General features: G+C 63.2%; 23 protein-coding genes and 1 pseudogene. 13 read left to right on the forward strand and 11 right to left on the reverse strand.

Features of this window, described 5'->3' with window-relative positions:
- Positions 1 to 2: 2 nt before the first annotated feature.
- The 3 genes from ACMGF5_RS01740 to ACMGF5_RS01750 all read left to right on the forward strand — a co-directional run bounded on the left by ACMGF5_RS01740 (position 3) and on the right by ACMGF5_RS01750 (position 1979).
- On the forward strand, positions 3 to 359 hold the full coding sequence (locus ACMGF5_RS01740) for a 4a-hydroxytetrahydrobiopterin dehydratase (protein ID WP_039604830.1): 357 nt from the start codon (positions 3 to 5) through the stop codon (positions 357 to 359).
- Between the two features lie 211 nt (positions 360 to 570).
- The gene (locus tag ACMGF5_RS01745) at positions 571 to 696 is read left to right on the forward strand and encodes a hypothetical protein (protein WP_256345817.1); all 126 of its coding nucleotides are present in this window, start codon (positions 571 to 573) and stop codon (positions 694 to 696) included.
- A 95-nt stretch (positions 697 to 791) separates the two neighbouring features.
- Complete coding sequence (locus ACMGF5_RS01750; protein WP_414157527.1) at positions 792 to 1979, forward strand: MFS transporter; 1188 nt, start codon at positions 792 to 794, stop codon at positions 1977 to 1979.
- An 84-nt stretch (positions 1980 to 2063) separates the two neighbouring features.
- Here the strand turns inward: ACMGF5_RS01750 and ACMGF5_RS01755 are convergent, their stop codons facing one another.
- On the reverse strand, positions 2064 to 5081 hold the full coding sequence (locus ACMGF5_RS01755) for an FAD-binding and (Fe-S)-binding domain-containing protein (RefSeq protein ID WP_414157528.1): 3018 nt from the start codon (positions 5079 to 5081) through the stop codon (positions 2064 to 2066).
- 152 nt (positions 5082 to 5233) lie between these two features.
- Between ACMGF5_RS01755 and ACMGF5_RS01760 the strand changes: the two genes are divergently transcribed.
- Positions 5234 to 6118, forward strand: coding sequence for a LysR substrate-binding domain-containing protein (locus ACMGF5_RS01760; RefSeq protein WP_046785402.1), 885 nt, complete (start codon positions 5234 to 5236; stop codon positions 6116 to 6118).
- A gap of 100 nt (positions 6119 to 6218) precedes the next feature.
- Here ACMGF5_RS01760 and ACMGF5_RS01765 read toward each other — a convergent pair whose 3' ends face one another.
- The 6 genes from ACMGF5_RS01765 to ACMGF5_RS01790 form a co-directional block, all read right to left on the reverse strand.
- The gene (locus ACMGF5_RS01765; RefSeq protein WP_161871241.1) at positions 6219 to 7640 is read right to left on the reverse strand and encodes an amino acid permease; all 1422 of its coding nucleotides are present in this window, start codon (positions 7638 to 7640) and stop codon (positions 6219 to 6221) included.
- A gap of 809 nt (positions 7641 to 8449) precedes the next feature.
- Positions 8450 to 9514 carry a 23S rRNA pseudouridine(2605) synthase RluB gene (gene rluB / locus ACMGF5_RS01770; RefSeq protein ID WP_046785403.1) on the reverse strand — a complete coding sequence of 355 codons (1065 nt, stop codon included), beginning with the start codon at positions 9512 to 9514 and terminating at the stop codon, positions 8450 to 8452.
- Between the two features lie 227 nt (positions 9515 to 9741).
- Positions 9742 to 10521 (reverse strand): SMC-Scp complex subunit ScpB, encoded by a 780-nt coding sequence (gene scpB / locus ACMGF5_RS01775; RefSeq protein WP_119687585.1) that lies wholly within the window; start codon positions 10519 to 10521, stop codon positions 9742 to 9744.
- Entirely contained in the window at positions 10508 to 11233 is a 726-nt protein-coding gene (locus ACMGF5_RS01780; protein ID WP_161871245.1) for a segregation and condensation protein A, read from the reverse strand. Before ACMGF5_RS01780 ends, scpB begins: the two co-directional genes overlap by 14 nt.
- A 125-nt stretch (positions 11234 to 11358) precedes the next feature.
- The gene (locus ACMGF5_RS01785) at positions 11359 to 11988 is read right to left on the reverse strand and encodes an L-threonylcarbamoyladenylate synthase (protein WP_039604644.1); all 630 of its coding nucleotides are present in this window, start codon (positions 11986 to 11988) and stop codon (positions 11359 to 11361) included.
- 13 nt (positions 11989 to 12001) lie between these two features.
- Positions 12002 to 12862: a PHP domain-containing protein gene (locus ACMGF5_RS01790; protein ID WP_046785406.1), complete on the reverse strand. Its 861-nt coding sequence runs from the start codon at positions 12860 to 12862 to the stop codon at positions 12002 to 12004.
- Between the two features lie 67 nt (positions 12863 to 12929).
- Between ACMGF5_RS01790 and ACMGF5_RS01795 the strand changes: the two genes are divergently transcribed.
- The 5 genes from ACMGF5_RS01795 (at position 12930) to ACMGF5_RS01815 (ending at position 16561) form a co-directional block, all read left to right on the forward strand.
- Positions 12930 to 13523, forward strand: a complete 594-nt coding sequence (locus ACMGF5_RS01795; RefSeq protein ID WP_046785407.1) for a septation protein A — start codon at positions 12930 to 12932, stop codon at positions 13521 to 13523.
- A gap of 1 nt (position 13524) precedes the next feature.
- A complete protein-coding gene (locus ACMGF5_RS01800) occupies positions 13525 to 13824 on the forward strand; it encodes a YciI family protein (protein WP_414157529.1) in 300 nt (99 codons plus the stop codon).
- Between the two features lie 78 nt (positions 13825 to 13902).
- Entirely contained in the window at positions 13903 to 14580 is a 678-nt protein-coding gene (locus tag ACMGF5_RS01805) for a response regulator transcription factor (RefSeq protein ID WP_174142116.1), read from the forward strand.
- A gap of 165 nt (positions 14581 to 14745) precedes the next feature.
- Positions 14746 to 15162, forward strand: coding sequence for a Spy/CpxP family protein refolding chaperone (locus ACMGF5_RS01810; protein WP_119687587.1), 417 nt, complete (start codon positions 14746 to 14748; stop codon positions 15160 to 15162).
- A 58-nt stretch (positions 15163 to 15220) separates the two neighbouring features.
- Positions 15221 to 16561 carry an ATP-binding protein gene (locus ACMGF5_RS01815; protein WP_414157530.1) on the forward strand — a complete coding sequence of 447 codons (1341 nt, stop codon included), beginning with the start codon at positions 15221 to 15223 and terminating at the stop codon, positions 16559 to 16561.
- A 130-nt stretch (positions 16562 to 16691) separates the two neighbouring features.
- On the opposite strand, the gene ACMGF5_RS01820 is transcribed toward ACMGF5_RS01815, so the two are convergent.
- A complete protein-coding gene (locus tag ACMGF5_RS01820) occupies positions 16692 to 17249 on the reverse strand; it encodes an NAD(P)H nitroreductase (protein ID WP_046785411.1) in 558 nt (185 codons plus the stop codon).
- Positions 17250 to 17430: 181 nt separating this feature from the next.
- Here ACMGF5_RS01820 and ACMGF5_RS01825 point away from each other — a divergent pair, with 181 nt between their 5' ends.
- Entirely contained in the window at positions 17431 to 18885 is a 1455-nt protein-coding gene (locus ACMGF5_RS01825) for a TrkH family potassium uptake protein (RefSeq protein WP_414157531.1), read from the forward strand.
- Here ACMGF5_RS01825 and ACMGF5_RS01830 read toward each other — a convergent pair.
- Positions 18842 to 19903, reverse strand: a complete 1062-nt coding sequence (locus ACMGF5_RS01830; RefSeq protein ID WP_012315624.1) for an AraC family transcriptional regulator — start codon at positions 19901 to 19903, stop codon at positions 18842 to 18844. The two genes, ACMGF5_RS01825 and ACMGF5_RS01830, sit on opposite strands and share 44 nt — an antisense overlap.
- Positions 19904 to 20058: 155 nt before the next feature.
- Here ACMGF5_RS01830 and ACMGF5_RS01835 point away from each other — a divergent pair, with 155 nt between their 5' ends.
- A complete protein-coding gene (locus tag ACMGF5_RS01835; RefSeq protein WP_008091834.1) occupies positions 20059 to 20370 on the forward strand; it encodes a DUF962 domain-containing protein in 312 nt (103 codons plus the stop codon).
- A 15-nt stretch (positions 20371 to 20385) separates the two neighbouring features.
- On the opposite strand, the gene ACMGF5_RS01840 is transcribed toward ACMGF5_RS01835, so the two are convergent.
- Positions 20386 to 21198, reverse strand: a complete 813-nt coding sequence (locus ACMGF5_RS01840) for a UDP-2,3-diacylglucosamine diphosphatase (RefSeq protein ID WP_046785412.1) — start codon at positions 21196 to 21198, stop codon at positions 20386 to 20388.
- A gap of 126 nt (positions 21199 to 21324) precedes the next feature.
- Between ACMGF5_RS01840 and ACMGF5_RS01845 the strand changes: the two are divergent.
- Both ACMGF5_RS01845 and ACMGF5_RS01850 read left to right on the forward strand, forming a co-directional pair.
- A pseudogene (locus tag ACMGF5_RS01845) lies at positions 21325 to 21717 on the forward strand (AraC family transcriptional regulator); the annotation flags it as partial.
- A 56-nt stretch (positions 21718 to 21773) separates the two neighbouring features.
- Complete coding sequence (locus ACMGF5_RS01850; protein WP_115274145.1) at positions 21774 to 22664, forward strand: DMT family transporter; 891 nt, start codon at positions 21774 to 21776, stop codon at positions 22662 to 22664.
- Here the strand turns inward: ACMGF5_RS01850 and ACMGF5_RS01855 are convergent, their stop codons facing one another.
- On the reverse strand, positions 22665 to 22946 hold the full coding sequence (locus ACMGF5_RS01855) for a SelT/SelW/SelH family protein (RefSeq protein WP_125924520.1): 282 nt from the start codon (positions 22944 to 22946) through the stop codon (positions 22665 to 22667).
- Positions 22947 to 22966 lie beyond the last annotated feature (20 nt).

Here is a 22966-nt window from a genome sequence, read left to right on the forward strand (position 1 = left end):
TCATGAATGCCTTGAACCAAGCCCACTGCGAAGCCTGCCGCGCCGATGCGCCGAAAGTCACCGACGAGGAACTGGCCGAACTCATCCGCGAGATACCGGACTGGAACATCGAAGTACGTGACGGTCATATGGAGCTGGAGCGTGTGTTCCTGTTCAAGAACTTCAAGCACGCCCTGGCATTTACCAACGCAGTAGGCGAAATCGCTGAAGCCGAAGGTCATCACCCAGGCCTGCTGACCGAATGGGGCAAGGTAACCGTGACTTGGTGGAGCCACTCCATCAAGGGCCTGCACCGCAACGACTTCATCATGTGCGCGCGGACCGACAAGGTTGCCGATACCGCTGAAGGGCGCAAGTAACACGTTGCAAAAGGCCGCTGCGTGCCCTGTTCGCGGGGCGCGCAGCGGCCTTGTTGTGTCAGGAAAATGTCCGGTATCCGCCCGCAAAACCGACAAGCGACCGGGAAAAATTACAAACTGTCATCCAGACTTGTGTATCCTGCCTCAGCTTTGCGAAGCTCCAAACGCGCCTGGCGCAGCCTTTTGACTCACACTTGCGAGGAACGACGAGATGCACGAAATCCCGAATCTTCCCTTCCCAAGCCTGAACCCCGAAGAGCAAACCGTTGCCGCTCACTCCGAACCGGCGCCTGCCGTCGAGGATGGCGACGATCAATCCAGCGCTGACCAGGAATAACCGCGCATCCCCGACTGTGTGAAAACGGCTGACTTTCGGACTACCGCTGTCATCACGTTTTCACACCGTCCAGAACTTCTGCCACGTAGGCCCCCATGCCCGACTCACCGCGCCCCCTTGCGGTCACCCTGCAAGTCGTCTCCATCGTCCTGTTCACCTTTATCGGCTACCTGAACATCGGCATACCCCTCGCCGTGCTGCCTGGCTACGTGCACAACGACCTGGGCTTCAGCACCGTCGTCGCCGGCCTGGTGATCAGTGTGCAATACCTCGCCACTCTGCTCAGCCGCCCCACAGCCAGCCGCATCATCGACAATCTGGGCAGCAAGAAAGCCGTCATGTATGGCCTCGCCGGTTGCGGCCTGAGTGGTGTTTTCATGCTCGCCTGCGCCTTCCTCACCCACCTGCCTTGGCTGAGCCTGGCCTGCCTGTTGGTCGGCCGCCTGGTACTGGGCAGTGCAGAAAGCCTGGTGGGCTCGGGTTCGATAGGCTGGGGGATTGGCCGGGTCGGCGCTGAAAACACCGCTAAAGTCATCTCCTGGAACGGGATCGCCAGCTATGGTGCGCTGGCCATCGGTGCCCCACTGGGCGTACTGATGGTAAAGCACCTGGGGCTGTGGAGCATGGGGGTGAGCATCATCCTGCTATGCGCGACAGGCCTGCTGCTGGCATGGCCAAAACGCGCTGCGCCGATTGTCAGCGGCGTGCGTATGCCGTTTCTGCGGGTGCTGGGCAAAGTGTTCCCGCATGGTTCGGGGCTGGCTTTGGGCTCGATCGGCTTTGGCACCATCGCCACCTTCATTACCCTGTACTACGCCAGCCGTGGCTGGGCGAATGCAGCACTGACCCTGAGCCTGTTCGGTGCCAGCTTCATCTGTGCGCGGCTGCTGTTCGGCAATCTCATCAACAGGATTGGCGGGTTCAGGGTGGCGATCGTGTGCTTGTCGGTCGAGACACTGGGCCTGCTGATGCTGTGGCTGGCACCCAGCGCAGAGCTCGCCTTGGCCGGAGCGGCGCTCAGTGGCTTCGGCTTCTCGCTGGTGTTCCCGGCGCTGGGCGTGGAAGCGGTGAATCAGGTTTCGGCAGCCAACCGCGGGGCGGCGGTGGGGGCATACTCGCTGTTCATCGACCTGTCACTGGGCATTACCGGGCCACTGGTGGGCGCGGTGGCGTCGGGGTTCGGGTTTGCTTCGATGTTTCTGTTTGCGGCAGCGGCGGCGTGCTGCGGGCTGGTGTTGAGCCTGTATCTGTACCGTCAGGCGCGGCGTTTCAGGCATATTTGAGCGCATGGGGGGTGCTACGCACCCCTTTCGCGACACGAGGCCGCTCCTACGGGTAATTGAGCGTACCTTTGGAGCGGCCTTGTTTCAGCGGGCGTACTGCAACACCACTTCCAGCGGATGACGCATCTGCCGCTCGGTCATGCGCTTGACCTGGCTACGGCACGAATAGCCGGTAGCCAGGGCCTCGCCCTCCTTGTCCAGCTTGGTTGCCCAGGACTGTTCGAAGATGGTCCGCGACGTCTCCTGGTTACGTGCCTCATGCCCGTAGGTACCGGACATGCCGCAACACCCCGTGGCCTCGGTCACCAGCTTCAGGCCCAGGCGCGCGAACACCTGCTCCCATTGGCGGGTACTGGCCGGCACGTTGGTCTTCTCGGTGCAGTGCGCCATCAGGCGGAAGTTGCCGGGCGCGGCGTGCGCCTGTTCGGGCAGCACATCCATCAGCCATTCCTGGGGCAGCAACACCTTCGGGCAGCCCTCCAGGCCCGGCACCTTCTGGTACTCCTGGCGGTAGACCAGGGTCATGGCAGGGTCCAGGCCCACCAGCGGTACACCACAGCCGGCCAGGGCCTTGAGCTGGGTGGCATTACGGATTGCCGCCTTGGCAAAGGCCCCCAAAAAGCCCTGCACGTGCAGCGGCTTGCCATTGGCACTGTAAGGCGCCAGGAACACGCGGTGGCCCAGGCGATGGGCCAGCTCGATGAAGGCGGCCAGCAGTGGTGTCTCGAAGTAACGGGTGAAGGCATCCTGCACCAGCACGATGCTGCGCTCGCGCTGGGCCGGGGTCAGTTCACGCAGCGCCGGCACACTGGCCACGCCAACCCGGCAGCGCGTGAGGGTGGACTGGAAGTTGAAGCGGCTGATCAGCGGGCTGTCGACCATGCCGACCTTGTCCGCCAACAAACTGCTGACCCACTTCGACCCCATCACCGCGTTGTACAGCCCCGGTGCATGGGCCAGGTAGGGGATGCTGAATTCCAGCGAACCGATCAGGTAATCACGCAGCGGGCGCTGGTAGCGACCGTGGTACAGCTCGAGGAAACGCGAGCGGAAGTCCGGCACATTGACCTTGATCGGGCACTGGCCTGCACATGACTTGCACGCCAGGCAGCCGGCCATGGCGTCGTAGACCTCATGGGAAAAGTCTTCCTGGCCCTGGTTGCGTGCACGGTTGTTGCGCAGCCGTGCCGGCAGCCCCTTGAGCCAGGACACCTTGTTGCGCGCCGCAGCCAGCACATCGATGTTCGCCTCACCCTGCAGGCGCAGCCATTCGCGCATCAACGAGGCGCGCCCCTTGGGCGAATGCTGGCGCTCACGGGTAGCCTTCCACGAGGGGCACATGGCGTCATTGGGGTCATAGTTGTAGCAAGCACCATTGCCGTTGCAGTGCACGGCACTGCCGAAGTCCTGCCATACACGCTCGTCGATGGTACGGTCGAGGTCGCCACGCAAGGTTACGCCATCGACCCTGGTCAACCCTTCGGCGCTGCCTGGCGGGGTACAGATCTTGCCGGGGTTGAGCTGGTTGCGCGGGTCGAAGGCACCTTTGAGCCGCTGCAACGCCGGATACAGCTCACCGAAGTACTCCGGCACATATTCCGAACGCAGCCCTTTGCCATGCTCGCCCCACAGCAGCCCGCCGTAGCGTTTGGTCAACGCCGCCACGGCGTCGGAAATCGGCTTGACCAGTGCCGCCTGGGCGGGGTCTTTCATGTCCAGTGCCGGGCGTACGTGCAGCACGCCGGCGTCGACGTGGCCAAACATGCCGTAGGCCAGGCCATAGCCGTCCAGCAGCGCGCGGAAATCGGCAATGTAGTCGGCCAGTTGCTCCGGCGGCACTGCGGTATCTTCAACGAAAGGTTGCGGGCGCACCTCGCCCTCGACGTTGCCCAACAGGCCCACCGAACGCTTGCGCATTGTGTAGACCCGAGTCACGGCCTCGGCCCCTTCGGCCAAGGTGTGGCCCAGGCGCTCGACACTGGTGTCGCGCTGCAGGTGGTCGATGAAGGCTTCAACCCGAGCATTGACCTCGGCCGGCTCATCGCCACAGAACTCCACCAGGTTGATACCCAGCGTGGGGCGCTCCGGGTCGGCCGGGAAGTACTCGGCAACGCTGTGCCAGACGATGTCTTTCATCGCCAGCATCAGCACCTTGGAGTCCACCGTCTCGATCGACAACGGCTTGTGCGCCATCAGCGCATTGGCATCGCGCAGCGCGTCCATGAAGCTGGTGTAGCGGACGTTGACCAGCACCGCATACTTGGGAATCGGCAGCACGTTGAGCTTGGCTTCGACCACATAACCCAACGAACCCTCGGCGCCACACAGCACACTGTTGAGGTTGAAGCGGCCCTGTTCGTCGCGCAGGTGCGCCAGGTCGTAGCCGGTCAGGCAGCGGTTGAGCTTGGGGAAGGTGGTTTCGATCAGCTCGGCCTGGGTTTCCTGAATTTCGCGGGCAGTCCGATAGACCTCACCCACCCGACCGGGCGCAGCACAAGCCTGCTCCAGTGCAGCGTCATCGATCGGCAGGCTGTGCAGGCGCTCGCCACCGAGCAGCACGCTGTGCAGTTCCAGCACGTGATCGCGAGTCTTGCCGTAGGTGCAACTGCCCTGGCCGCTGGCGTCGGTGTTGATCATGCCGCCAACGGTAGCGCGGTTGGAGGTGGACAGTTCAGGCGCAAAGAACAGCCCGTGCGGCTTGAGCGCGGCATTGAGCTGGTCCTTGACCACGCCAGCCTGCACCCGCACCCAACGCTCCTGGACATTGATTTCGAGGATGGTGTTCATGTGCCGCGACAGGTCGACCACGATACCGTCGGTCAGCGATTGGCCATTGGTGCCGGTGCCGCCACCGCGCGGGGTCAGTTTGACCTGCTGGAAGCGTTCTTCGCCCATCAGCGCGGCCACCCGCGCCACATCGTCGGCGTCCAGCGGGAACACCGCCGCCTGGGGCAGGCGCTGGTAGATGGAGTTGTCGGTAGCCAGCACGGTACGGGTACCGTAATCGGCGCTGATCTGGCCACGGAAGCCGCTGCTGCGCAGGGCTTCGAGGAATTCTGGGTAGGCGGCGGTCGGCGCAGTGGTCGGCAGCTGGGCGATCATCGAAGGATGGCCTCTTGATATGGGCTAATTCACGGGAATCCTGTCGCCCTGGCATGGGTTGAGCCATGCCAGGATGACGAATAGGGCAATGTTCCTGTAGTTTCGCCCCAGGGGCAAACGGATAATCCTGCCGCTATCAATGACTTTTATGAATGAATTACCGCCACCTCACACCCTCCATGTCATTGCTGCTGGCTTTCGAGGCTGCCGCCCGGCATGAAAGCTACACCCGCGCGGCTGCCGAACTGTCCCTGACCCAGAGCGCGGTCAGCCGCCAGGTGCAGGCGCTGGAACAGCAACTCGGGCTGACCCTGTTCCGCCGCGAAGGCCGCCAGGTACAGCTCACCGACGTGGGCCGGCTGTACCAGCGCGAGCTCAGCGAAGCCTTGGGCCGCATCCGCAGCGCCACCTTGCAGGCCCTGGCTTACCAGTCCGGGGTCGGCACGCTGCGCCTGGCGACCTTGCCCACCTTCGGCTCCAAGTGGCTGCTGCCGCGCCTGCATGCCTTCTACAGCGCCCACCCGGGCATGCTGGTGCATATTCATTCGCGGATCGAAGCGATCAACTTCGACACCAGCGAGATCGATGCCGCCATCGGCGTGGCCAGCCATGACCTGCCGGGGCTGATCTGCCATCGGCTGCATGCCGAGGAACTGGTGGTGATCCTGCCACCGCAAGCCAACATCGACGGCCAGGGTTGGGACCCGGCACGTATCAGCGCCGAGGTGCTGCTCAACGTTGCCAACAATCCACATGCCTGGGGCGAGTGGTTTTCACACCATGGCCTGCCGCACCGGGCGATGCGCCTGGGGCCGAGTTTCGAGCTGACGTCACACCTGATCCAGGCGGTACGTGCAGGGATCGGCATCGGCTTGGTGCCGCGGATACTGGTGGACGAGGAGCTGGCCAAAGGCGAGCTGTTCAGCCCTGGTACGGCGTTCGCCAGCCAGCGCAGCTATTACCTGATCTATCCGCCAAGGAACGAAGCGTTGCCCTCGCTGCGGGCGTTTCGTGGCTGGTTGCTCGAGCAGATCTGAGTGCTTTCCTGCGTTCACAGACCCTGTCGCCGGCGAGGCGGCGCATAAAAAACCCGATGCCAGCCACCTGACATCGGGTTTCGTTCACCGCCCGCTGCGCTTACTTGGTAGCGGTGCCGGCTGCTGCGCCATTGCCCAGCTCACGACGCTTGGACTTGATGATGTAGAAGACGAACATCACCAGCACCCACACCGGAATGGCATACACCGAAACCTGGATGCCCGGGATTTGCAGCATGATGCCCAGGATCAGTACCACGAATGCCAGGCAGATGTAGTTGCCATAGGGGTACCACAGGGCCTTGAACAGCGGCTTCTGGCCGGTGCGGTCCAAGTGCTGGCGGAACTTCAGGTGCGAGTAACTGATCATGGCCCAGTTGATCACCAGGGTCGCCACGACCAGCGACATCAGCAGCTCCAGCGCATCATGCGGCATGAAGTAGTTGAGCAGCACGGCAATCAGGGTAACGGCTGCCGACACCAGGATCGAACGCACCGGCACGCCGCGCTTGTCGACCTTGGCCAGGGCTGCGGGGGCATCACCTTGCTCGGCCATGCCCAGCAGCATGCGGGCATTGCAGTAGGTACCACTGTTGTACACCGACAGTGCCGCCGTCAGGACCACGAAGTTCAACAGGTGGGCGGCCACATCGCTGCCCAGCAGCGAGAACACCTGAACGAACGGGCTGCTGCCGTAGCTGCCGCCAGAAGCATCGATGCTGGCGACCAGGCTGTCCCACGGGGTCAGCGAGAGCAGAACGACCAGCGCACCGATGTAGAAGATCAGGATGCGGTAGATGACCTGGTTGATGGCCTTGGGGATCACGGTTCTCGGCTTGTCGGCTTCGGCTGCAGTGAAGCCGAGCATTTCCAGGCCCCCGAAGGAGAACATGATGAACGCCAGCGCCATGACCAGGCCGCTGACACCATGCGGGAAGAAGCCCCCATGCGCCCACAGGTTGGTCACCGAAGCCTCGGGGCCGCCGCTGCCGCTGGTCAGTAGGTAGGCGCCCAGGCCGATCATGCCGACGATGGCCGCGACCTTGATGATGGCGAACCAGAACTCGGCTTCGCCGAACACCTTCACGTTCATGAGGTTGATGACGTTGATCAGCAGGAAGAAGCCCGCTGCCGTGACCCACGTCGGGATCTCCGGCCACCAGTAGTGAATGTACTTGCCGACCGCCGTCAGCTCCGACATGCCCACCAGGATGTACAGCACCCAGCAGTTCCAGCCCGACATGAAACCGGCAAAACCGCCCCAGTACTTATGGGCAAAGTGGCTGAACGAACCGGCCACCGGCTCTTCGACGATCATCTCGCCAAGCTGGCGCATGATCATGAAGGCGATGAAGCCGCAGATGGCGTAGCCCAGAATCATCGACGGGCCGGCGGATTTCATCACGCCTGCCGAGCCAAGGAACAGGCCGGTACCAATCGCGCCGCCAAGGGCGATCAACTGGATGTGGCGGTTCTTCAGGCCCCGCTTGAGCTCGCCTGAATGCATGTTGTGTTCACTCATGAACGAAGTCACCTGCATTGTTTTTATCTGTGACGGAATCGGACCCACCGCGCTCGTGGCGCAGCGGAATGGGCAAGGTGGTTACCTTGGTTTCTTGAACACAGTCGCCGCCGCAGCGGATCAGCCAGGTGTGAGCAAGAGTGCGCGGTACGCAAGAGGGTCACAGGTAAAACGCGGCGCACTGTATACCCCTGCAAGCGCGCAGGCGTCAACGCGTTGCGTCGTTTCCTCGGAAAAAACGCAGCGATCCTGTGGTAGGAAGCCCTGAAAGGCGGAGTGATCGGCGTACATGGCGCCTCCATTTGTTGTTCTATAGGCCCGGCTCTTCGGACGGGCTTTTGCACACGGCAATGGTCGCTATATCAGCGTGGGACGGGGGGTTGAGCAATAGGGCTGGCGGCGCAGGCGGGGCTCTTGAGCTGCGGGAGCGGCAAGATCCGTTTACAGAGAAGGTGCCCAGCAAGAGAAACCGGGGCAATTCGTACAGTTTTCTTTACAGGGCGGTTTGAAAACTTGCCAGTCGTCCGAAAAATTCTTTTTCTTCAACATCTTGGCGCGCGGTGAGGCCCACACAAAACTGCAGACGAAAAAAAGCCAGCCCGAAGGCTAGTGCCTGCCAGTCAGCGTTATTGGGGCTGCTACGCAGCCCATCGCCGGCAAGCCAGCTCCTACAGGAACCGCGCAGTTCTTGGTTTGCGCTGTAACCTGTGGGAGCCGGCTTGCCGGCGATGGGCCGCACAGCGGCCCCAAATCGCTTAACTGACTGGCATTAGCCCGAAAGCTGGCGCTTTGATCACGGCCTGAGCCGATCAGCCACGCGGTTTGCCGCGACCACGCCCTGCCGGCTTATCACCGTCGGGCTTGGCCGGGCGCTTGCGCATCTCGCTTGGACGCTCAGCCACCGCACTGCCGCGGCTGCCTTTGCGTGGCGCCTCTTCACGCGGCTGGCGAGCCGGACGCTCGGCAGCTGCGGCTTCCTGCGCCGGGCGCAGGCTGCGCACACGCTCGCTGCGCCCCATGGGCCGGGTCGACTTGCGCTGCAGGCGCTCCATCTTGTCCTTGGCCTTAAGGTTCATGGCAGGCAGCGCCACCGGCTGCAGGCCCACTTCAGCGGCCAGGATGTCGATTTCGCCCTGGGTCATTTCACGCCAGCGGCCCATCGGCAGATCGGAGTTGAGGAACACCGGGCCAAAACGCACGCGCTTGAGGCGGCTGACCACCATGCCCTGGGATTCCCACAGGCGGCGCACCTCACGGTTGCGGCCTTCCATCACCACGCAGTGGTACCAGTGGTTGAAACCTTCACCACCCGGGGCCTTCTGGATGTCGGTGAACTTGGCCGGGCCGTCTTCAAGCATCACGCCCGCCTTCAGGCGTTCGATCATCTCGTCGTCGACCTCGCCACGCACACGCACCGCGTATTCGCGGTCCATCTCGTAGGACGGGTGCATCAGGCGGTTGGCCAGTTCACCGTCGGTGGTGAACAGCAGCAGACCGGTGGTGTTGATGTCGAGTCGGCCAATGTTGATCCAGCGGCCTTCCTTCGGCCGCGGCAGGCGGTCGAACACGGTCGGGCGGCCTTCCGGATCGTCACGGGTGCAGATCTCGCCATCGGGCTTGTTGTACATGATCACCCGGCGCGTGGCCTCAGCGGCCTCTTCGCGCTTGATCAGCTTGCCGTCGACAGCGATGGCATCGTGAAGGTCGACGCGCTGGCCGAGGGTGGCCGCGACGCCATTGACCTTGATGCGGCCCTGGCTGATCCAGGCTTCGACGTCACGGCGCGAACCCACGCCGATGCGCGCCAGCACTTTCTGCAGCTTTTCGCCGGCTGGCGGGGTGATTTCGGTATTTTGCAGGTCTTGCTCACTCATCTGGGCACCTCCCGGTGTAGGAATGAAAACAGAGGTTCTGGCGACGAACGCGCCAAAAGGTCGCGCATCATACGCGGTTCCAAAGGGGAACGCACTGGAGCTTAGAGGGTTTTCAGGGGGTGGAGTGGTTTTCTGCCCAGTGGTTTTGTAATGAAAGGGCCGGCCTCATCGCCGGCCAGCCGGCGCCCACCACGCCGCGCAGCACCTGTAATCCCGGCGCCCAAGCCTCAGGGCTGCACCTTGTTTTGATCCTCAACCGCGACCTCAGGCTCTGGCGCATCTTCCTCTGGCAAATCATCGAAATCGGTCTTGAGCCCCTCCTCCATCGCATCCAGTTCCACCAGCAGGCTACGGAAGCTCGTTTCCTCCTTAGGTTCGGCGACCGCCTCCTCGTCGGCCAGGCTGGCATCGGCCAACGCCTGCAAATGCGCCGGCACCGGTGCATCATCCGGGTCCAGCAACGGCTCCGGCTCCATTTCGCGCAGCTCGGCCAAGGCCGGCAACTCGTCCAGGCTCTTGAGGTTGAAATGATCGAGAAACGCCTTGGTGGTGGCGAACATCGCCGGCCGCCCAGGGACCTCGCGGTGGCCAACTACCCGGATCCACTCACGCTCCATCAGGGTCTTGATGATGTTGCTGTTGACCGCAACACCCCGCACGTCCTCGATCTCGCCACGGGTGATGGGCTGGCGGTAAGCGATCAAGGCCATGGTTTCGAGCAGCGCACGGGAATAGCGCTGCGGGCGTTCTTCCCACAGGCGGCCCACCCACGGCGCGAAATTGTCGCGAATCTGCAGGCGATAGCCGCTGGCCACTTCCTTGAGCTCGAAGGCCCGACCACTGCAGGATTTGCCGAGCACGTCCAAGGCTTTCTTGAATACCTTCGGCTCAGGGCGCTCGGCCTCCTCGAACAGCTCGTACAGCCGTTCAAGAGATTGCGGTTTGCCTGAGGCAAGCAGAAACGCCTCGATCAGCGACGCCAGGTCGCGGGGTTCATTCAGATTCATCAGGTTCTTCGACAGACTCGGCGCGCACCCGGACATGGATCGCGGCGAAAGGCTCATTCTGCACCAGTTCGATCAGCGATTCCTTCACCAGCTCGAGAATTGCCATGAAGGTGACCACCACACCCAGCTTGCCTTCCTCAGCCGTGAACAGCTCCACGAAAGGCACGAAGCCGCCACCCTTCAGCCGTTCGAGCACTTCGCTCATGCGCTCGCGGGTAGACAGCGTCTCACGGGTGATCTGGTGGCTTTCGAACAGGTCGTTGCGGCGCATGACCTCCGCCATCGAAACCAGCAACTCTTCCAGGCTGACCTGGGGCAACAGCTTGCGCACCTTGGCCTGGGGCGCCTCAAGGCGCGGCACCACGACGTCACGGCCAACCCGCGGCAGTTCGTCGATGCCTTCGGCCGCGGCCTTGAAACGCTCGTACTCCTGCAGGCGGCGGATCAGCTCGGCACGCGGGTCGCCTTCCTCCTCCTCGACCTCGGCGGAACGTGGCAGCAACATGCGCGACTTTATCTCGGCGAGCATTGCTGCCATCACCAGGTATTCGGCGGCCAACTCCAGGCGCACGCTTTTCATCAACTCGACGTACCCCATGTACTGGCGGGTAATCTCCGCCACGGGGATGTCAAGAATGTCGATGTTCTGCTTGCGGATCAGATAAAGCAGCAGGTCGAGCGGGCCTTCGAAGGCCTCGAGGATGACCTCCAGCGCGTCCGGTGGAATGTAAAGGTCCACCGGCATCTCGGTCAGGGCTTCGCCGTAAACCAGGGCCAACTGCAATTGTTGAGGCAGTTCGGCTTCGATGGCCGCAGCCTCGGGTATCTCCATCTGGCTCACGCGTTGACCAGAAATGGCGTGGGGTCGCCGCAGCCTTCACGGATCAGTTCGGGCTCGTCGCCAGACAGGTCGATGATGGTCGAGGCCTTCAGGTCGCCGAAACCGCCGTCGATGACCAGGTCCACGTGATGCTCCAGGCGCTCGCGAATTTCATAGGGGTCGGTCATCGGCTCGGTATCACCGGGCAGGATCAGGCTCACGCTCATCAGCGGCTCACCCAGTTCTGCCAGCAGTGCCAGGGTGATGCCGTGGTCCGGAACCCGCAGGCCGATGGTGCGACGCTTCTCGTGCAACAACAGCCGCGGCACCTCGCGGGTGCCATTGAGGATGAACGTGTAGGGGCCGGGCACATGCGCCTTGAGAAGACGGAAAGTGCCGGTGTCGACCTTCGCGTACAGGCCCAACTGCGACATGTCGCAGCACATCAGGGTGAAATTGTGGGTCTTGTCCAAACCGCGCAGACGCCGAACCCTCTCGATCGCTGCCTTGTCACCGATCTGGCACCCCAATGCGTAGGCCGAGTCGGTCGGGTAAACGACCACGCCGCCCTTGCGGATGATTTCCACCGCCTGGCGAATCAGCCGCGGCTGGGGGTTCTCCGGATGAATCTGGAAAAATTGGCTCACGAAGTCTTCCTGTTCATATCGCCATAGGTTGTTCATGGCTGAATCGGCGCCACAGAGGTGGCAGATCCTCAGGCAATGGCCGGTAGGCACCGATCTCGCCCCAGGTGCCGGGGCCGTGGAAATCGCTGCCAGCGCTTGCCAGCAGGCCGAACTCACGAGTGAGGATGGACATCGTGCCCACCTGTTCGGCAGGCATCATCCCATTGACCACTTCAAGCGCCTGCCCACCTGCCTGAATATAGTCGGCAATCAGGCGCCTGCGCTTGCTGCGGGTCAGATCGTAGTGCATCGGATGGGCCAGGCTCACCCACGCATTGGACTGGCGCAATGTGGCAACGGTTTCCTCGAGCGTCGGCCAATGCAGCTTGACGTCACCCAGCTTGCCGGCCCCCAACCACTTGCGAAACGCTTCACCACGGTCTTTGACGTGGCCTGCGCGCACCAGGTGCTCGGCAAAATGCGGCCGTGCCGGCGCGTTACCGCTGTCGCCCAATTCCTGCTGCACGGCGCGGGCACCCTCGAGGGTACCTGGCATGCCCTTGGCCGCCAGCCGTTTGTCGATTTCCTCGGCGCGCAGCCAGCGGCCACGGTGCAGGGATTCGATCGCTTCGAGCAGCGGCGGGGCTTCAAGCGGGAAGTCATACCCCAGCACATGGATGGTCGCGCCCCCCCACGTGCACGAAAGCTCCACCCCGCTGACCCAGCGCATGCCCCGTTCGACGCAGGCCTGGCGGGCCTCGGGCAGGCCTTCAAGGGTGTCATGGTCGGTCAGTGCCAACGTCTGCACCCCGTGCTCCTGGGCCCGGGCGACCAGGACCGCGGGCGCCAGGGCGCCGTCGGAGGCCGTGCTGTGACAGTGCAGATCAACATTCATAGAGGAGCGCTACCGCTGGATTCGATGTTTGTTATTATGCCGCCACATCCCGATTCTGGCTGCCATTGTGAAACAATTCATCGATTTCATCCCGCTGCTACTGTTCTTCATCGTCTACAAGCTCGACCCCCGCCCCATGGAAGTGGCAGGGCACAGCTTCGAATTCGGCGGTATCTATAGCGCCACGGCGATGCTGATCATCAGCTCGCTGGTGGTGTATGGCGCGCTGTTCCTGCGCCAGCGCAGGCTGGAGAAAGGCCAATGGCTGACGCTGGTCGCCTGCCTGGTATTCGGCGGCCTGACCCTGACCTTCCATAGCGAGACCTTCCTCAAGTGGAAGGCGCCGGTGGTCAACTGGCTGTTCGCCCTGGGCTTTGCCGGCAGCCACTTCATCGGGGACCGGGTGCTGATCAAGCGCATCATGGGCCACGCCCTGACCCTGCCCGATGCCATCTGGACCCGACTCAACCTGGCCTGGATCGCATTTTTCCTGTTCTGTGGCGCGGCCAACCTGTTCGTCGCCTTCACCTTCCAGGAGTTCTGGGTCGACTTCAAAGTCTTCGGCAGCCTGGGCATGACCGTGATATTCCTGGTGGCGCAGGGCGTGTACCTGTCGCGCCACCTGCACGACACTCCGTCTACCTCCAAACCCAAGGATTGACATGCTTTACGCCATCATTGCCAGCGACGTCGCAAATTCCCTGGAAAAACGCCTGGCCGCACGCCCGGCGCACATCGAACGCCTCAAGCAGCTGCAAAGCGAAGGCCGGGTGGTACTGGCGGGCCCGCACCCGGCCATCGACAGCAACGACCCGGGTGAAGCCGGTTTCAGCGGCAGCCTGATCGTCGCCGAGTTCGATTCCCTCAGCGCTGCCCAGGCCTGGGCCGATGCCGACCCGTACATTGCAGCGGGCGTTTACGAACAGGTCATCGTCAAACCTTTCAAGCAAGTCTTGCCCTGATCGATAAATTGTCGGCGTCTGCGGTATCTTTGCCACTGGCGAGCGCGTCAGACGCCGTCGATTTGAATTGAGTGAGTCATGAGCGAGCTGTTACTGATTGATGATGACCAGGAACTCTGCGAGCTGCTCGGCAGCTGGCTGACCCAGGAAGGTTTTGCCGTCCGCGCCTGCCATGATGGCCAGAGCGCGCGCCGGGCGTTGGCCGAACATGCACCGGCAGCGGTAGTGCTCGACGTGATGCTGCCTGACGGTAGCGGCCTTGAGCTGCTCAAACAGCTGCGCAGCGAGCATGCAGAGCTGCCGGTGCTGATGTTGTCGGCCCGCGGCGAGCCGCTGGACCGCATTCTCGGCCTGGAACTGGGCGCTGACGATTACCTGGCCAAGCCCTGCGACCCGCGTGAGCTGACCGCCCGCTTGCGCGCAGTGCTGCGCCGCAGCCACCCGACCGCTACCACTACACAGGTGGAGATCGGCGACCTGGCCTTCAGCCCCGTGCGCGGCGTGGTCAGCATCGATGGCCGCGAGATGACCCTTACCCTGTCTGAAAGCCGTATCCTCGAAGCTCTGCTGCGCCAGCCGGGCGAGCCGCTGGACAAGCAGGAGCTTGCGCAGATCGGCCTGGGCCGCAAGCTGACCCTTTACGATCGCAGCCTGGACATGCACGTCAGCAACCTGCGCAAGAAGGTCGGCCCGCACGCCGACGGCCGCCCGCGCATCGTCGCACTGCGTAGCCGCGGTTACTACTACAGCCTGTAGGCGGCAGCGGCAGCTGCTAGAAAAATCCAAGCGCGCTCTTGCCTGAAGCTTGAAGCTCGCAGCGCTTTCTTTACCCAGCCTTTACCGTTCGCTGACTGCGCTTGACCTTGATCTCCCTAGACTGAGCTCATCCGGTAACCACCGGCCCATGACAGGAGAGACACCATGCGCAAGACCTTGATCGCCCTGATGTTCGCCGCTGCACTGCCGACCGTGGCCATGGCCATGCCAGAAGGTGGCCCGCGTCACGACGGCCCGCATCATCGCGGTAACGCGCCTTTCGCCCAACTGGACCTCAGCCGCGACCAGCGCCAGCAGATTGGCAAGCTGATGGGCGAGCAGATGAAAAACCGCCACGACATCACCGAACGCTACCTGGCCAAACTGCCGGCAGCAGACCAGAAGGCCATGAAGGACGAACTCAAGGCCAACCACGACAAGACCGACAGCCAGGTCCGCGCCCTGCTCAAGCCAGAGCAGCAGAAGAAGTTCGACGAACTGCAAAAAGCGCGTGAAGCACGCAAGGCTGAATGGAAGGAATTCCAGGCCTGGAAAGCTGAAAAAGCCGGCAAGGCCCAGTAAGCTGTCCCACCAATGCCCGGCCCGCCCACAAGCGGGCCGGGCTTTTCCCGTTTAGGAGGTGCTCTTGCGTTCTCTGTTCTGGCGCATCCTGGCTAGTTTCTGGCTGGCTATCACCCTGGTCGCAGGCCTGTCGATCCTGCTGGGCCATATGCTCAACCAGGATGCCTGGATACTCAGCCGCCACCCCGGTCTCAGCACGCTCGCCAGCCGTTGGGTCAAGCACTATGAACACGAAGGCCTGGAGTCGGCCCAGCATTTCCTCGAACGACGCAAGCAGCGCTTCAAGATCGATGTACAGGTGCTCGACGACAGTGGCGAGGCCGTGGTACCCGGTACCTTCCCGCACCGCGCCGCAGCCTTCGAGGCACGCCAGCACAATGACGAGCGCCGCCTGCCCTGGCGTCGCCTGACCGAGGAATACACCAGCCCCGAAAGCGGTGAGACGTACCTGCTTATCTACCGTATTCCGCACCCGGAACTGGACGCCTGGCACCGCGAGAGCCTGCTCTGGCCACTGAGCGCCCTGGGCATAGCACTGGTGGTGCTGACCCTGTTCAGCCTGCTGGTGACCCTGTCCATCACCCGCCCGCTGAGCCGCCTGCGCAGTGCGGTGCACGACCTTGGCCAGGCCAGCTACCAGCAAAACAGCCTGGCGCGCCTGGCTGCACGGCGTGATGAGTTCGGCGTGCTGGCCAAGGACTTCAACAAGATGGGTGCCCGCTTGCAGAGCCTGATCAGCAGCCAGCGCCAGTTGCTGCGCGACGTTTCCCACGAACTGCGCTCACCGCTGGCGCGTCTGCGCATCGCCCTGGCGCTTGCCGAACGGGCTGAAGCCGAGCAGCGCCAAGCCTTGTGGCCGCGTCTGACCCGCGAATGTGACCGGCTGGAAGACCTGATCAGCGAAATTCTGACGCTGGCCCGGGTCGATGCTGAGCAGTCTCACGCCGAAACGGTCGACCTCAACGCCCTGCTGGGCAGCGTGCGCAAGGACGCACAGCTCAGCGCACCGGAGCAGGACGTTCGGCTGGAGGCGCAACCGGGCTTGACGCTGCAAGGCTGGCCAACGCTGATCGAGCGTGCCGTTGACAACCTGCTGCGCAATGCCTTGCGTTTCAATCCGCAGGGGCAGCCGATCGAGGTGCGCGCCGGGCGTGAGCAGGGGCGCATCGTCGTGAGCGTGCGTGACCATGGGCCGGGGGTGTCGCCGGAGCACCTGGCGCAGCTGGGTGAGCCGTTCTTCCGTGCCCCCGGGCAGGAGGCACCCGGGCATGGCCTGGGGCTGGCGATTGCGCGCAAGGCGGCGGAGCGCCATGGCGGGAGGCTGGTACTGGAGAACCACCCACAGGGTGGATTTGTCGCCCGGCTGGATTTGCCGCTGGAAGTGGAGATTGGCAGTTGAATCCGAGAGGGCTGCGCTGCAGCCCAATCGCCGGCAAGCCGGCTCCCACAGGTACCTCGCTGCTCTCCAGCTCAGCGCAAACCCAGTGGGCCGGCTTGGCGGCGATTGGGCCGCACAGTGGCCCCTGGCGTCATTCGCCCCAGGCGCTGACGAACTCGGCGGTTTGCAGAACCGGTGCAGTACGCGGCTCGGCCATCGGCGTACCGACATACAGGTAACCGATCAACTCTTCGTTCTCGCCCAGCCCCAAGCCCTTGTGCACATGGGCATCGAAGGCCATGTCGCCGGTACGCCACACTGCACCGATACCTTGGGCATGTGCGGCTATCAGGATGCCATGCGCCGCACAGCCTGCCGCCAGGCGCTGCTCCGACATCGGCACCTTGTAGTGGTCCTGCAGCCTGGCGATCACCACGATCAGCAGCGGCGCACGCAACGGCATGGCGCGGGCCTTGTCCAGCGCAGCCTGGGTAGCATCGCCCTTGTTCTGCACCGCTTCGGCAAACAGCTCGCCGAGCTTCTCGCGGCCCTGGCCTTCGATGGTCAGAAAGCGCCATGGCCGCAGCTGGCCGTGATCGGGCGCGCGCAGCGCAGCCTGGAACAGCGCCTCGCGCTGAGCGGCATTTGGCGCAGGTTCAGTGAGGCGTGGCACGGATACACGGTTGAGCAATGCGTCGAGAGCCTCCATCGGCTACCCTCCTGGCAGTTGAATGTGCGGCCATTCTCAAGCTGCAAGCGCCAAGCTGCAAGCTGCAAGCAGAAGCCGCCCGGTGCACACGGCCATTTCTTCCAGCTTCTAGCTTGCAGCTTGCAGCTGCCAGACCCATAGGTAGAATGGCGCCCTTCCGTTCAGAGTCAGAGCAGATCACATGGCGTTGCCGACCTTAAGGATCATTGGTTTCATCATCGGCATCTTCCTGATCACCCTGGCGGTCAGCATGGTCGTACCCATGGCGACGCTGGTGGTCTTCGAACGTACCGGCGACATGCCGTCGTTCCTCTGGTCAAGCCTGATCACCTTCGTCGCAGGCTTGCTCCTGATCGTCCAGGGCCGCCCGGAGCATGTGCACCTGCGCCCGCGCGACATGTACCTGCTGACCGTCAGCAGCTGGCTGGTGGTAGGCGTGTTTGCCGCCCTGCCCTTCCTGCTGACCCAGCACATCAGCTACACCGACGCCTTCTTCGAAAGCATGTCCGGCATCACTGCCACCGGTGCCACCGTGCTCAGCGGGCTGGACGCCATGTCGCCGGGCATCCTGATGTGGCGCTCGATGCTGCACTGGCTCGGCGGTATCGGCTTCATCGCCATGGCGGTGGCGATCCTGCCGCTGCTGCGCATCGGTGGCATGCGGCTGTTCCAGACCGAGTCGTCCGACCGCTCGGAGAAGGTCATGCCGCGCTCGCACATGGTCGCCAAGTCGATCGTCGGGGTGTACGTGTGCTTCTCGGTGCTGGGCGCCCTGGCCTTCTGGTGGGCCGGCATGAAGCCGTTCGACGCCATCAACCACGCCATGTCAGCCATTTCCACCGGGGGGTTCTCGACCTCGGACCAGTCCCTCGCCAAATGGGACATCCCTGCCGTGCACTGGGTCGCGGTGGTTGTGATGATTCTTGGCAGCCTGCCCTTCGCCTTGTACGTGGCCACCCTGCGCGGCAACCGCAAGGCGCTGATTCGCGACCAGCAGGTCCAGGGGCTGCTTGGCTTGCTGGTGGTCACCTGGCTGGTACTGGGCACCTGGTACTGGGCCACCACCAACCTGCACTGGCTCGATGCCTTGCGTCACGTGGCGTTCAACGTGACCTCGGTGATCACCACCACCGGTTTCGCGCTGGGCGACTACAGCCTGTGGGGCAATTTTTCGCTGATGCTGTTCTTCTACCTGGGCTTCGTCGGTGGCTGCTCTGGTTCGACCGCCGGCGGTATCAAGATCTTCCGCTTCCAGGTGGCCTACATCCTGCTCAAGGCCAGCCTCAACCAGTTGATTCACCCGCGCGCGGTGATCAAACAGAAATACAACGGCCATCGCCTGGACGAAGAGATCGTGCGTTCGATCCTGACCTTCTCGTTCTTCTTCGCGATCACCATCTGCGTCATGGCGTTGCTACTGTCGCTACTGGGCGTGGACTGGATGACCGCTCTGACCGGCGCCGCCGCAACCGTTTCGGGCGTTGGCCCGGGCCTGGGTGAAGTGATAGGCCCGGCAGGCAACTACGCCATGCTGCCGGACGCGGCCAAGTGGATTCTTGCCGGCGGCATGCTGCTCGGCCGCCTGGAGATCATCACGGTGCTGGTGCTGTGCATGCCGGCGTTCTGGCGTCACTGACCACCTCGGGGTCCGCGCCCAGACGGGCGCGATACTCGCTGGGGGTGACGTCGAACCAGCGGCGGAAGGCCCGGTAGAAGTTGCTCGGGTCAGCGAACCCCAACAGGTAGGCGGTTTCCAGCAAGGTCATGCCGGGCTGGGCGAGGTACTGCTCTGCCAGCTCGCGACGGGTGTCGTCCAGCAATGCCTGGAAGCTGGTGCCCTCTTCCTGCAAGCGGCGCTGCAGGGTGCGCTGGGACAGGTGCAGCGCCTGGGCCAAGGTTTCCCGCTTGGGTTCGCCCTGAGGCAGGATGCGGCAAAGCACCTGGCGCACCCGGTGGGTCACCCGGCTTTCAGAGAAGCGTGCCAGATATTCCCCGGCAAACCGGTCGTGCAGAATGGCCATGGCCTCATTGGCGGTCGGTAGCGCAGCTTCCATGTCGGCGCGCTCGAACACCAGCGCGTCGTGCGGCGCACCGAACACCAGCGGGGAATGGAAAGCCACCTTGTAGGGCTCGACGTTCTTGGGTTGAGGCCCCTGGATCAGCACCCGCCGCGGCTGGATGGGCCGCCCGCTGAGCCACTTGCACAGCGCCAGCGCACAGGCCAGCGAAGCCTCTGCACTGTGCCGCGTCGGTGGCAGGTGATCACCGTGCACGGTGAGGATCAGCGAATACCCCTCAGGCCCCAGGCGGAAGCTCAGGTCGGAGCTTTCAGCGATGATGCGCTGGTAGCGCACCAGGCGCTCGAAACCTTCAGCCAGGGTGCGGCTGGACATCAAGGCGTAGCCCACCACATGGAACGAAGCAGGCCTGACCACCCGCGCCATGTTCAGGCCGATCGCTTCATTGCCCGACAGTTCTACAGCCAGTTGCCAAAGGCGGGTCATGGAATCCTGAGGGAACCGCGCATCGGGGTCGTCGAGGGCAGCGAAATCCAGGCCGAGTTGCTCGAACATGGCCGGACAGTCGAGCCCTTCCAGCTCGAGCGCCTTCACAATCCCTGATGCCCAGCTGGCTGACGTGGTTCTCTCACTCATGACAGGCTTCTTATCCTGACCGCTTCATGCGGTTAACCTCAAGGATACTCATTTGGCGCCTATTGTCACTGGTAGGCTCCGCCAATGACTCTAGACTCGATTCAGGCTCCACGCCGTGTATCCTGTCAAAAAGTGTCAATCCTGGAGCACTGCTCATGAACAGCACAGCGCAGTTTCGCAGTTTTGCCGAGTTCTACCCCTATTACCTGGGGGAGCACAGCAACCCCACCTGCCGGCGCCTGCACTTTGTCGGTACCAGCCTGGTGATCGCCCTGCTGGCGTACACCATCGGCAGCGGCAAATGGCTGCTGCTACTGGCAGTGCCGCTGTTCGGCTATGGGTTTGCCTGGGTCGGGCACTTCTTTTTCGAGAAAAACCGGCCGGCAACCTTCAAGCATCCGCTGTACAGCCTGATTGGCGATTTCGCCATGTTCCGCGACATTCTGCTGGGCAGGATCAGCCTATAGTTTCTCGGGCGCCTGTCACGCAGGTTCGCGCAACCCCGCAACGCCCTCTGCCTGCCGTAGCTGTGCGTCGGCCAGCCGGTACAGCTCGATACTGCCATCCCAATGCTCGATCAGCGCAGTGCAGGACTCCACCCAATCGCCACAGTTGAGGTAATCCACATCCCCGACCTTGCGGATTTCGGCATGGTGGATATGCCCGCACACCACCCCGTGAAAGCCGCGACGAGTGCATTCATGGGCAATGGCATCCTCGAAATCGCTGATGAAGTTCACCGCGCCTTTGACCTTGTGCTTGAGGTAGGCCGAAAGCGACCAATAACCATAACCGTAGCGGGCCCGCCAGTGGTTGAGCCAGCGGTTGAGGACCAGCGTGAATTCGTAGGCACGGTCACCGAGAAAAGCTAGCCAGCGGTGATAACGGGTAATCACATCGAACTGGTCACCATGGATCACTAACAGCCGACGACCATCAGCGGTGAGATGCTCGGCCTCGTCCACCAACTGGATGTTGCCCAGGACCAGCCTGGAGTAGCGCCGCAGGAACTCATCATGGTTGCCCGTCACGTAGATCACCTCGGTGCCACGTTTGCTCATGGTCAACAAACGGCGGATCACGTTGGTGTGGGCCTGCGGCCAGTAGATACCGCCGCGCAGCTTCCAGCCATCGATGATGTCACCGACCAGATAGATACGGTCGGCCTGGTAGCCCTTGAGAAAGCGCGACAGGTGTTCGGCCTGACAGTCGCGGGTGCCCAGATGCACGTCAGATATCCACAGGGTGCGTACGCGCTGCTTGCGTGACGGGCGAGAGAGTTCGGCATGGGTCATGGGCGGGCTCCGGCGCTGTTTGCTGGAGACTGGCATCCGCACATGACAGGCTGGTGGCAGCGATGTGATCGGTGCTGGCCAGCCAGGAATACGGCACAATGGCGCTCTGCCCTGCGAGGACCCACCATGACCGCCGGCCCGATTCTTTCCCTTCGCCACTACCGCGACGACGTGATCGCCCACAGCCACGACCACCCACAGTTGGTGTTCGGCCTGCGTGGCCGGCTGGACTTCGAGGTGCAAGGGCATGGGGCACGGATCGACCGTCAAGGCCTGATCGTTGTGCCGGCCGGCGCCCATCACACCTGTGGCAGCGATGCCGGCAGCCACTGCCTGGTCCTCGATGTACCGAGCGATGATTGGCTGGACGAGCAACTCGGCGAGCATGCCAACGCCAGCCGGCGCCTGCTGGACCGCTCTGCCGCGCTGGGCCTGGACCCTCGCCAGCAGCAACTGGTGGACTGGCTGGCGGCAAGCCCGGTGGACGATCCGCTGATCTCCCGCCAAGGGGCAGGCCTCTTCGGGTAAACGCACAAAAAGTCCGCGACTGAACAAACGCATTTCAAAGGACCACCATGAACCACCGTACAGCCCTGGGCGCCCTGCACATCGGCGCACTGTTCTTCGGCCTGACCGGCGTGTTTGGCAAACTGGCCGCCAGCGCCAGCCCGGCCATCATCGTCTTCGGCCGTGCCGCCTTCGCCGTGCTCGCCCTTGCGCTGTTCGCCAGCCTCGCCGGCCCAGGCTGGCAGCGCCTGCGCAGCCAGGACGTACAGCGCCTCTTGCTGGGTGGTGTGCTGCTGGCCGGCCACTGGGTCAGCTTCTTCATCGCCGTCAAAGTCGGTGGCGTGGCTATCGCCACCCTCGGCTTCGCCAGTTTCCCGGCGTTTACCGTGATGCTCGAAGGGGTGCTGTTCCGTGAACGCATCCGCCGCAACGAAGCACTGCTGGTATTGCTGGTGAGCATCGGCCTGGTTCTGGTGACGCCGTCTTTCGACCTGGCCAGCGAAGCCACGGGCGGACTGCTGTGGGCGCTGCTTTCCGGCTTGCTGTTCTCGCTGCTGTCGCTGACCAACCGGGCAGGCTCGGGGCGCTTGCCCGCCGTACAGGCAGCGCTGTGGCAAAACCTCGTGGTCGGCCTGTGCCTGTTGCCGTTCGCCGTGCATGGCCTGGGCGCGGTGAAGCCGATGGACTGGCTGTGGATCGCCCTGCTAGGGGTTTTCTGCACGGGCGTCGCCCACAGCCTGTTCGTCGCCAGCCTGGCAGTGATCAAGGCACGCACTGCCGCGGTGGTTTTCGGCATGGAACCGGTCTACGGCATCGCTGTTGCCTGGATGGTGTTCGCCGAAACACCAACCCTGCGCATGCTGCTGGGCGGTGCACTGATCATCTTCGCCATTGTGCTTTCCAGCCGCCTTGGCGCCGAGCAGCCGCCCAAGCCACGCACCGTGGCCGAGGGCGCCTGATCAGCGATCGTTGTGCCCAAGGTCGCGCTGCGGGTCGATCTGGTCACGCACGCGCTGCTTGAGCACCTTGGCCTCTGGGAAACCACCGTCAGCCTTGCGTTCCCAGATCTGCACGCCATTGCAGGTGATGCGGAAGGTGCCGCCGGTAGCGGGCTCCAGCGCCACCCGGGCCAGGTCGTCGGCGAAGGTGCTGAGCAGTTCCTGGGCCAGCCAGGCGGCGCGCAGCAGCCATTGGCACTGCGTGCAATATGTGATGACGATTTCCGGCTTGTTGTCGGCCATGGTGCGCTTTCTCCAGGTAG

The organism is Pseudomonas sp. BNK-15 (assembly GCF_047456105.1).
GTDB lineage: Bacteria > Pseudomonadota > Gammaproteobacteria > Pseudomonadales > Pseudomonadaceae > Aquipseudomonas > Aquipseudomonas putida_E.

What these genes read in the sequence shown, in the direction of transcription:
- ACMGF5_RS01740 (WP_039604830.1), top strand. Translation starts at nt 3, where the DNA reads ATGAATGCCTTGAACCAAGCCCACTGCGAAGCCTGCCGCGCCGATGCG.
- ACMGF5_RS01745 (WP_256345817.1), top strand. Translation starts at nt 571, where the DNA reads ATGCACGAAATCCCGAATCTTCCCTTCCCAAGCCTGAACCCCGAAGAG.
- ACMGF5_RS01750 (WP_414157527.1), top strand. Translation starts at nt 792, where the DNA reads ATGCCCGACTCACCGCGCCCCCTTGCGGTCACCCTGCAAGTCGTCTCC.
- ACMGF5_RS01755 (WP_414157528.1), bottom strand. Translation starts at nt 5,081, where the DNA reads ATGATCGCCCAGCTGCCGACCACTGCGCCGACCGCCGCCTACCCAGAA.
- ACMGF5_RS01760 (WP_046785402.1), top strand. Translation starts at nt 5,234, where the DNA reads ATGAATTACCGCCACCTCACACCCTCCATGTCATTGCTGCTGGCTTTC.
- ACMGF5_RS01765 (WP_161871241.1), bottom strand. Translation starts at nt 7,640, where the DNA reads ATGAGTGAACACAACATGCATTCAGGCGAGCTCAAGCGGGGCCTGAAG.
- rluB (WP_046785403.1), bottom strand. Translation starts at nt 9,514, where the DNA reads ATGAGTGAGCAAGACCTGCAAAATACCGAAATCACCCCGCCAGCCGGC.
- scpB (WP_119687585.1), bottom strand. Translation starts at nt 10,521, where the DNA reads ATGAATCTGAATGAACCCCGCGACCTGGCGTCGCTGATCGAGGCGTTT.
- ACMGF5_RS01790 (WP_046785406.1), bottom strand. Translation starts at nt 12,862, where the DNA reads ATGAATGTTGATCTGCACTGTCACAGCACGGCCTCCGACGGCGCCCTG.
- ACMGF5_RS01800 (WP_414157529.1), top strand. Translation starts at nt 13,525, where the DNA reads ATGCTTTACGCCATCATTGCCAGCGACGTCGCAAATTCCCTGGAAAAA.
- ACMGF5_RS01805 (WP_174142116.1), top strand. Translation starts at nt 13,903, where the DNA reads ATGAGCGAGCTGTTACTGATTGATGATGACCAGGAACTCTGCGAGCTG.
- ACMGF5_RS01810 (WP_119687587.1), top strand. Translation starts at nt 14,746, where the DNA reads ATGCGCAAGACCTTGATCGCCCTGATGTTCGCCGCTGCACTGCCGACC.
- ACMGF5_RS01820 (WP_046785411.1), bottom strand. Translation starts at nt 17,249, where the DNA reads ATGGAGGCTCTCGACGCATTGCTCAACCGTGTATCCGTGCCACGCCTC.
- ACMGF5_RS01825 (WP_414157531.1), top strand. Translation starts at nt 17,431, where the DNA reads ATGGCGTTGCCGACCTTAAGGATCATTGGTTTCATCATCGGCATCTTC.
- ACMGF5_RS01830 (WP_012315624.1), bottom strand. Translation starts at nt 19,903, where the DNA reads ATGAGTGAGAGAACCACGTCAGCCAGCTGGGCATCAGGGATTGTGAAG.
- ACMGF5_RS01835 (WP_008091834.1), top strand. Translation starts at nt 20,059, where the DNA reads ATGAACAGCACAGCGCAGTTTCGCAGTTTTGCCGAGTTCTACCCCTAT.
- ACMGF5_RS01840 (WP_046785412.1), bottom strand. Translation starts at nt 21,198, where the DNA reads ATGACCCATGCCGAACTCTCTCGCCCGTCACGCAAGCAGCGCGTACGC.
- ACMGF5_RS01850 (WP_115274145.1), top strand. Translation starts at nt 21,774, where the DNA reads ATGAACCACCGTACAGCCCTGGGCGCCCTGCACATCGGCGCACTGTTC.
- ACMGF5_RS01855 (WP_125924520.1), bottom strand. Translation starts at nt 22,946, where the DNA reads ATGGCCGACAACAAGCCGGAAATCGTCATCACATATTGCACGCAGTGC.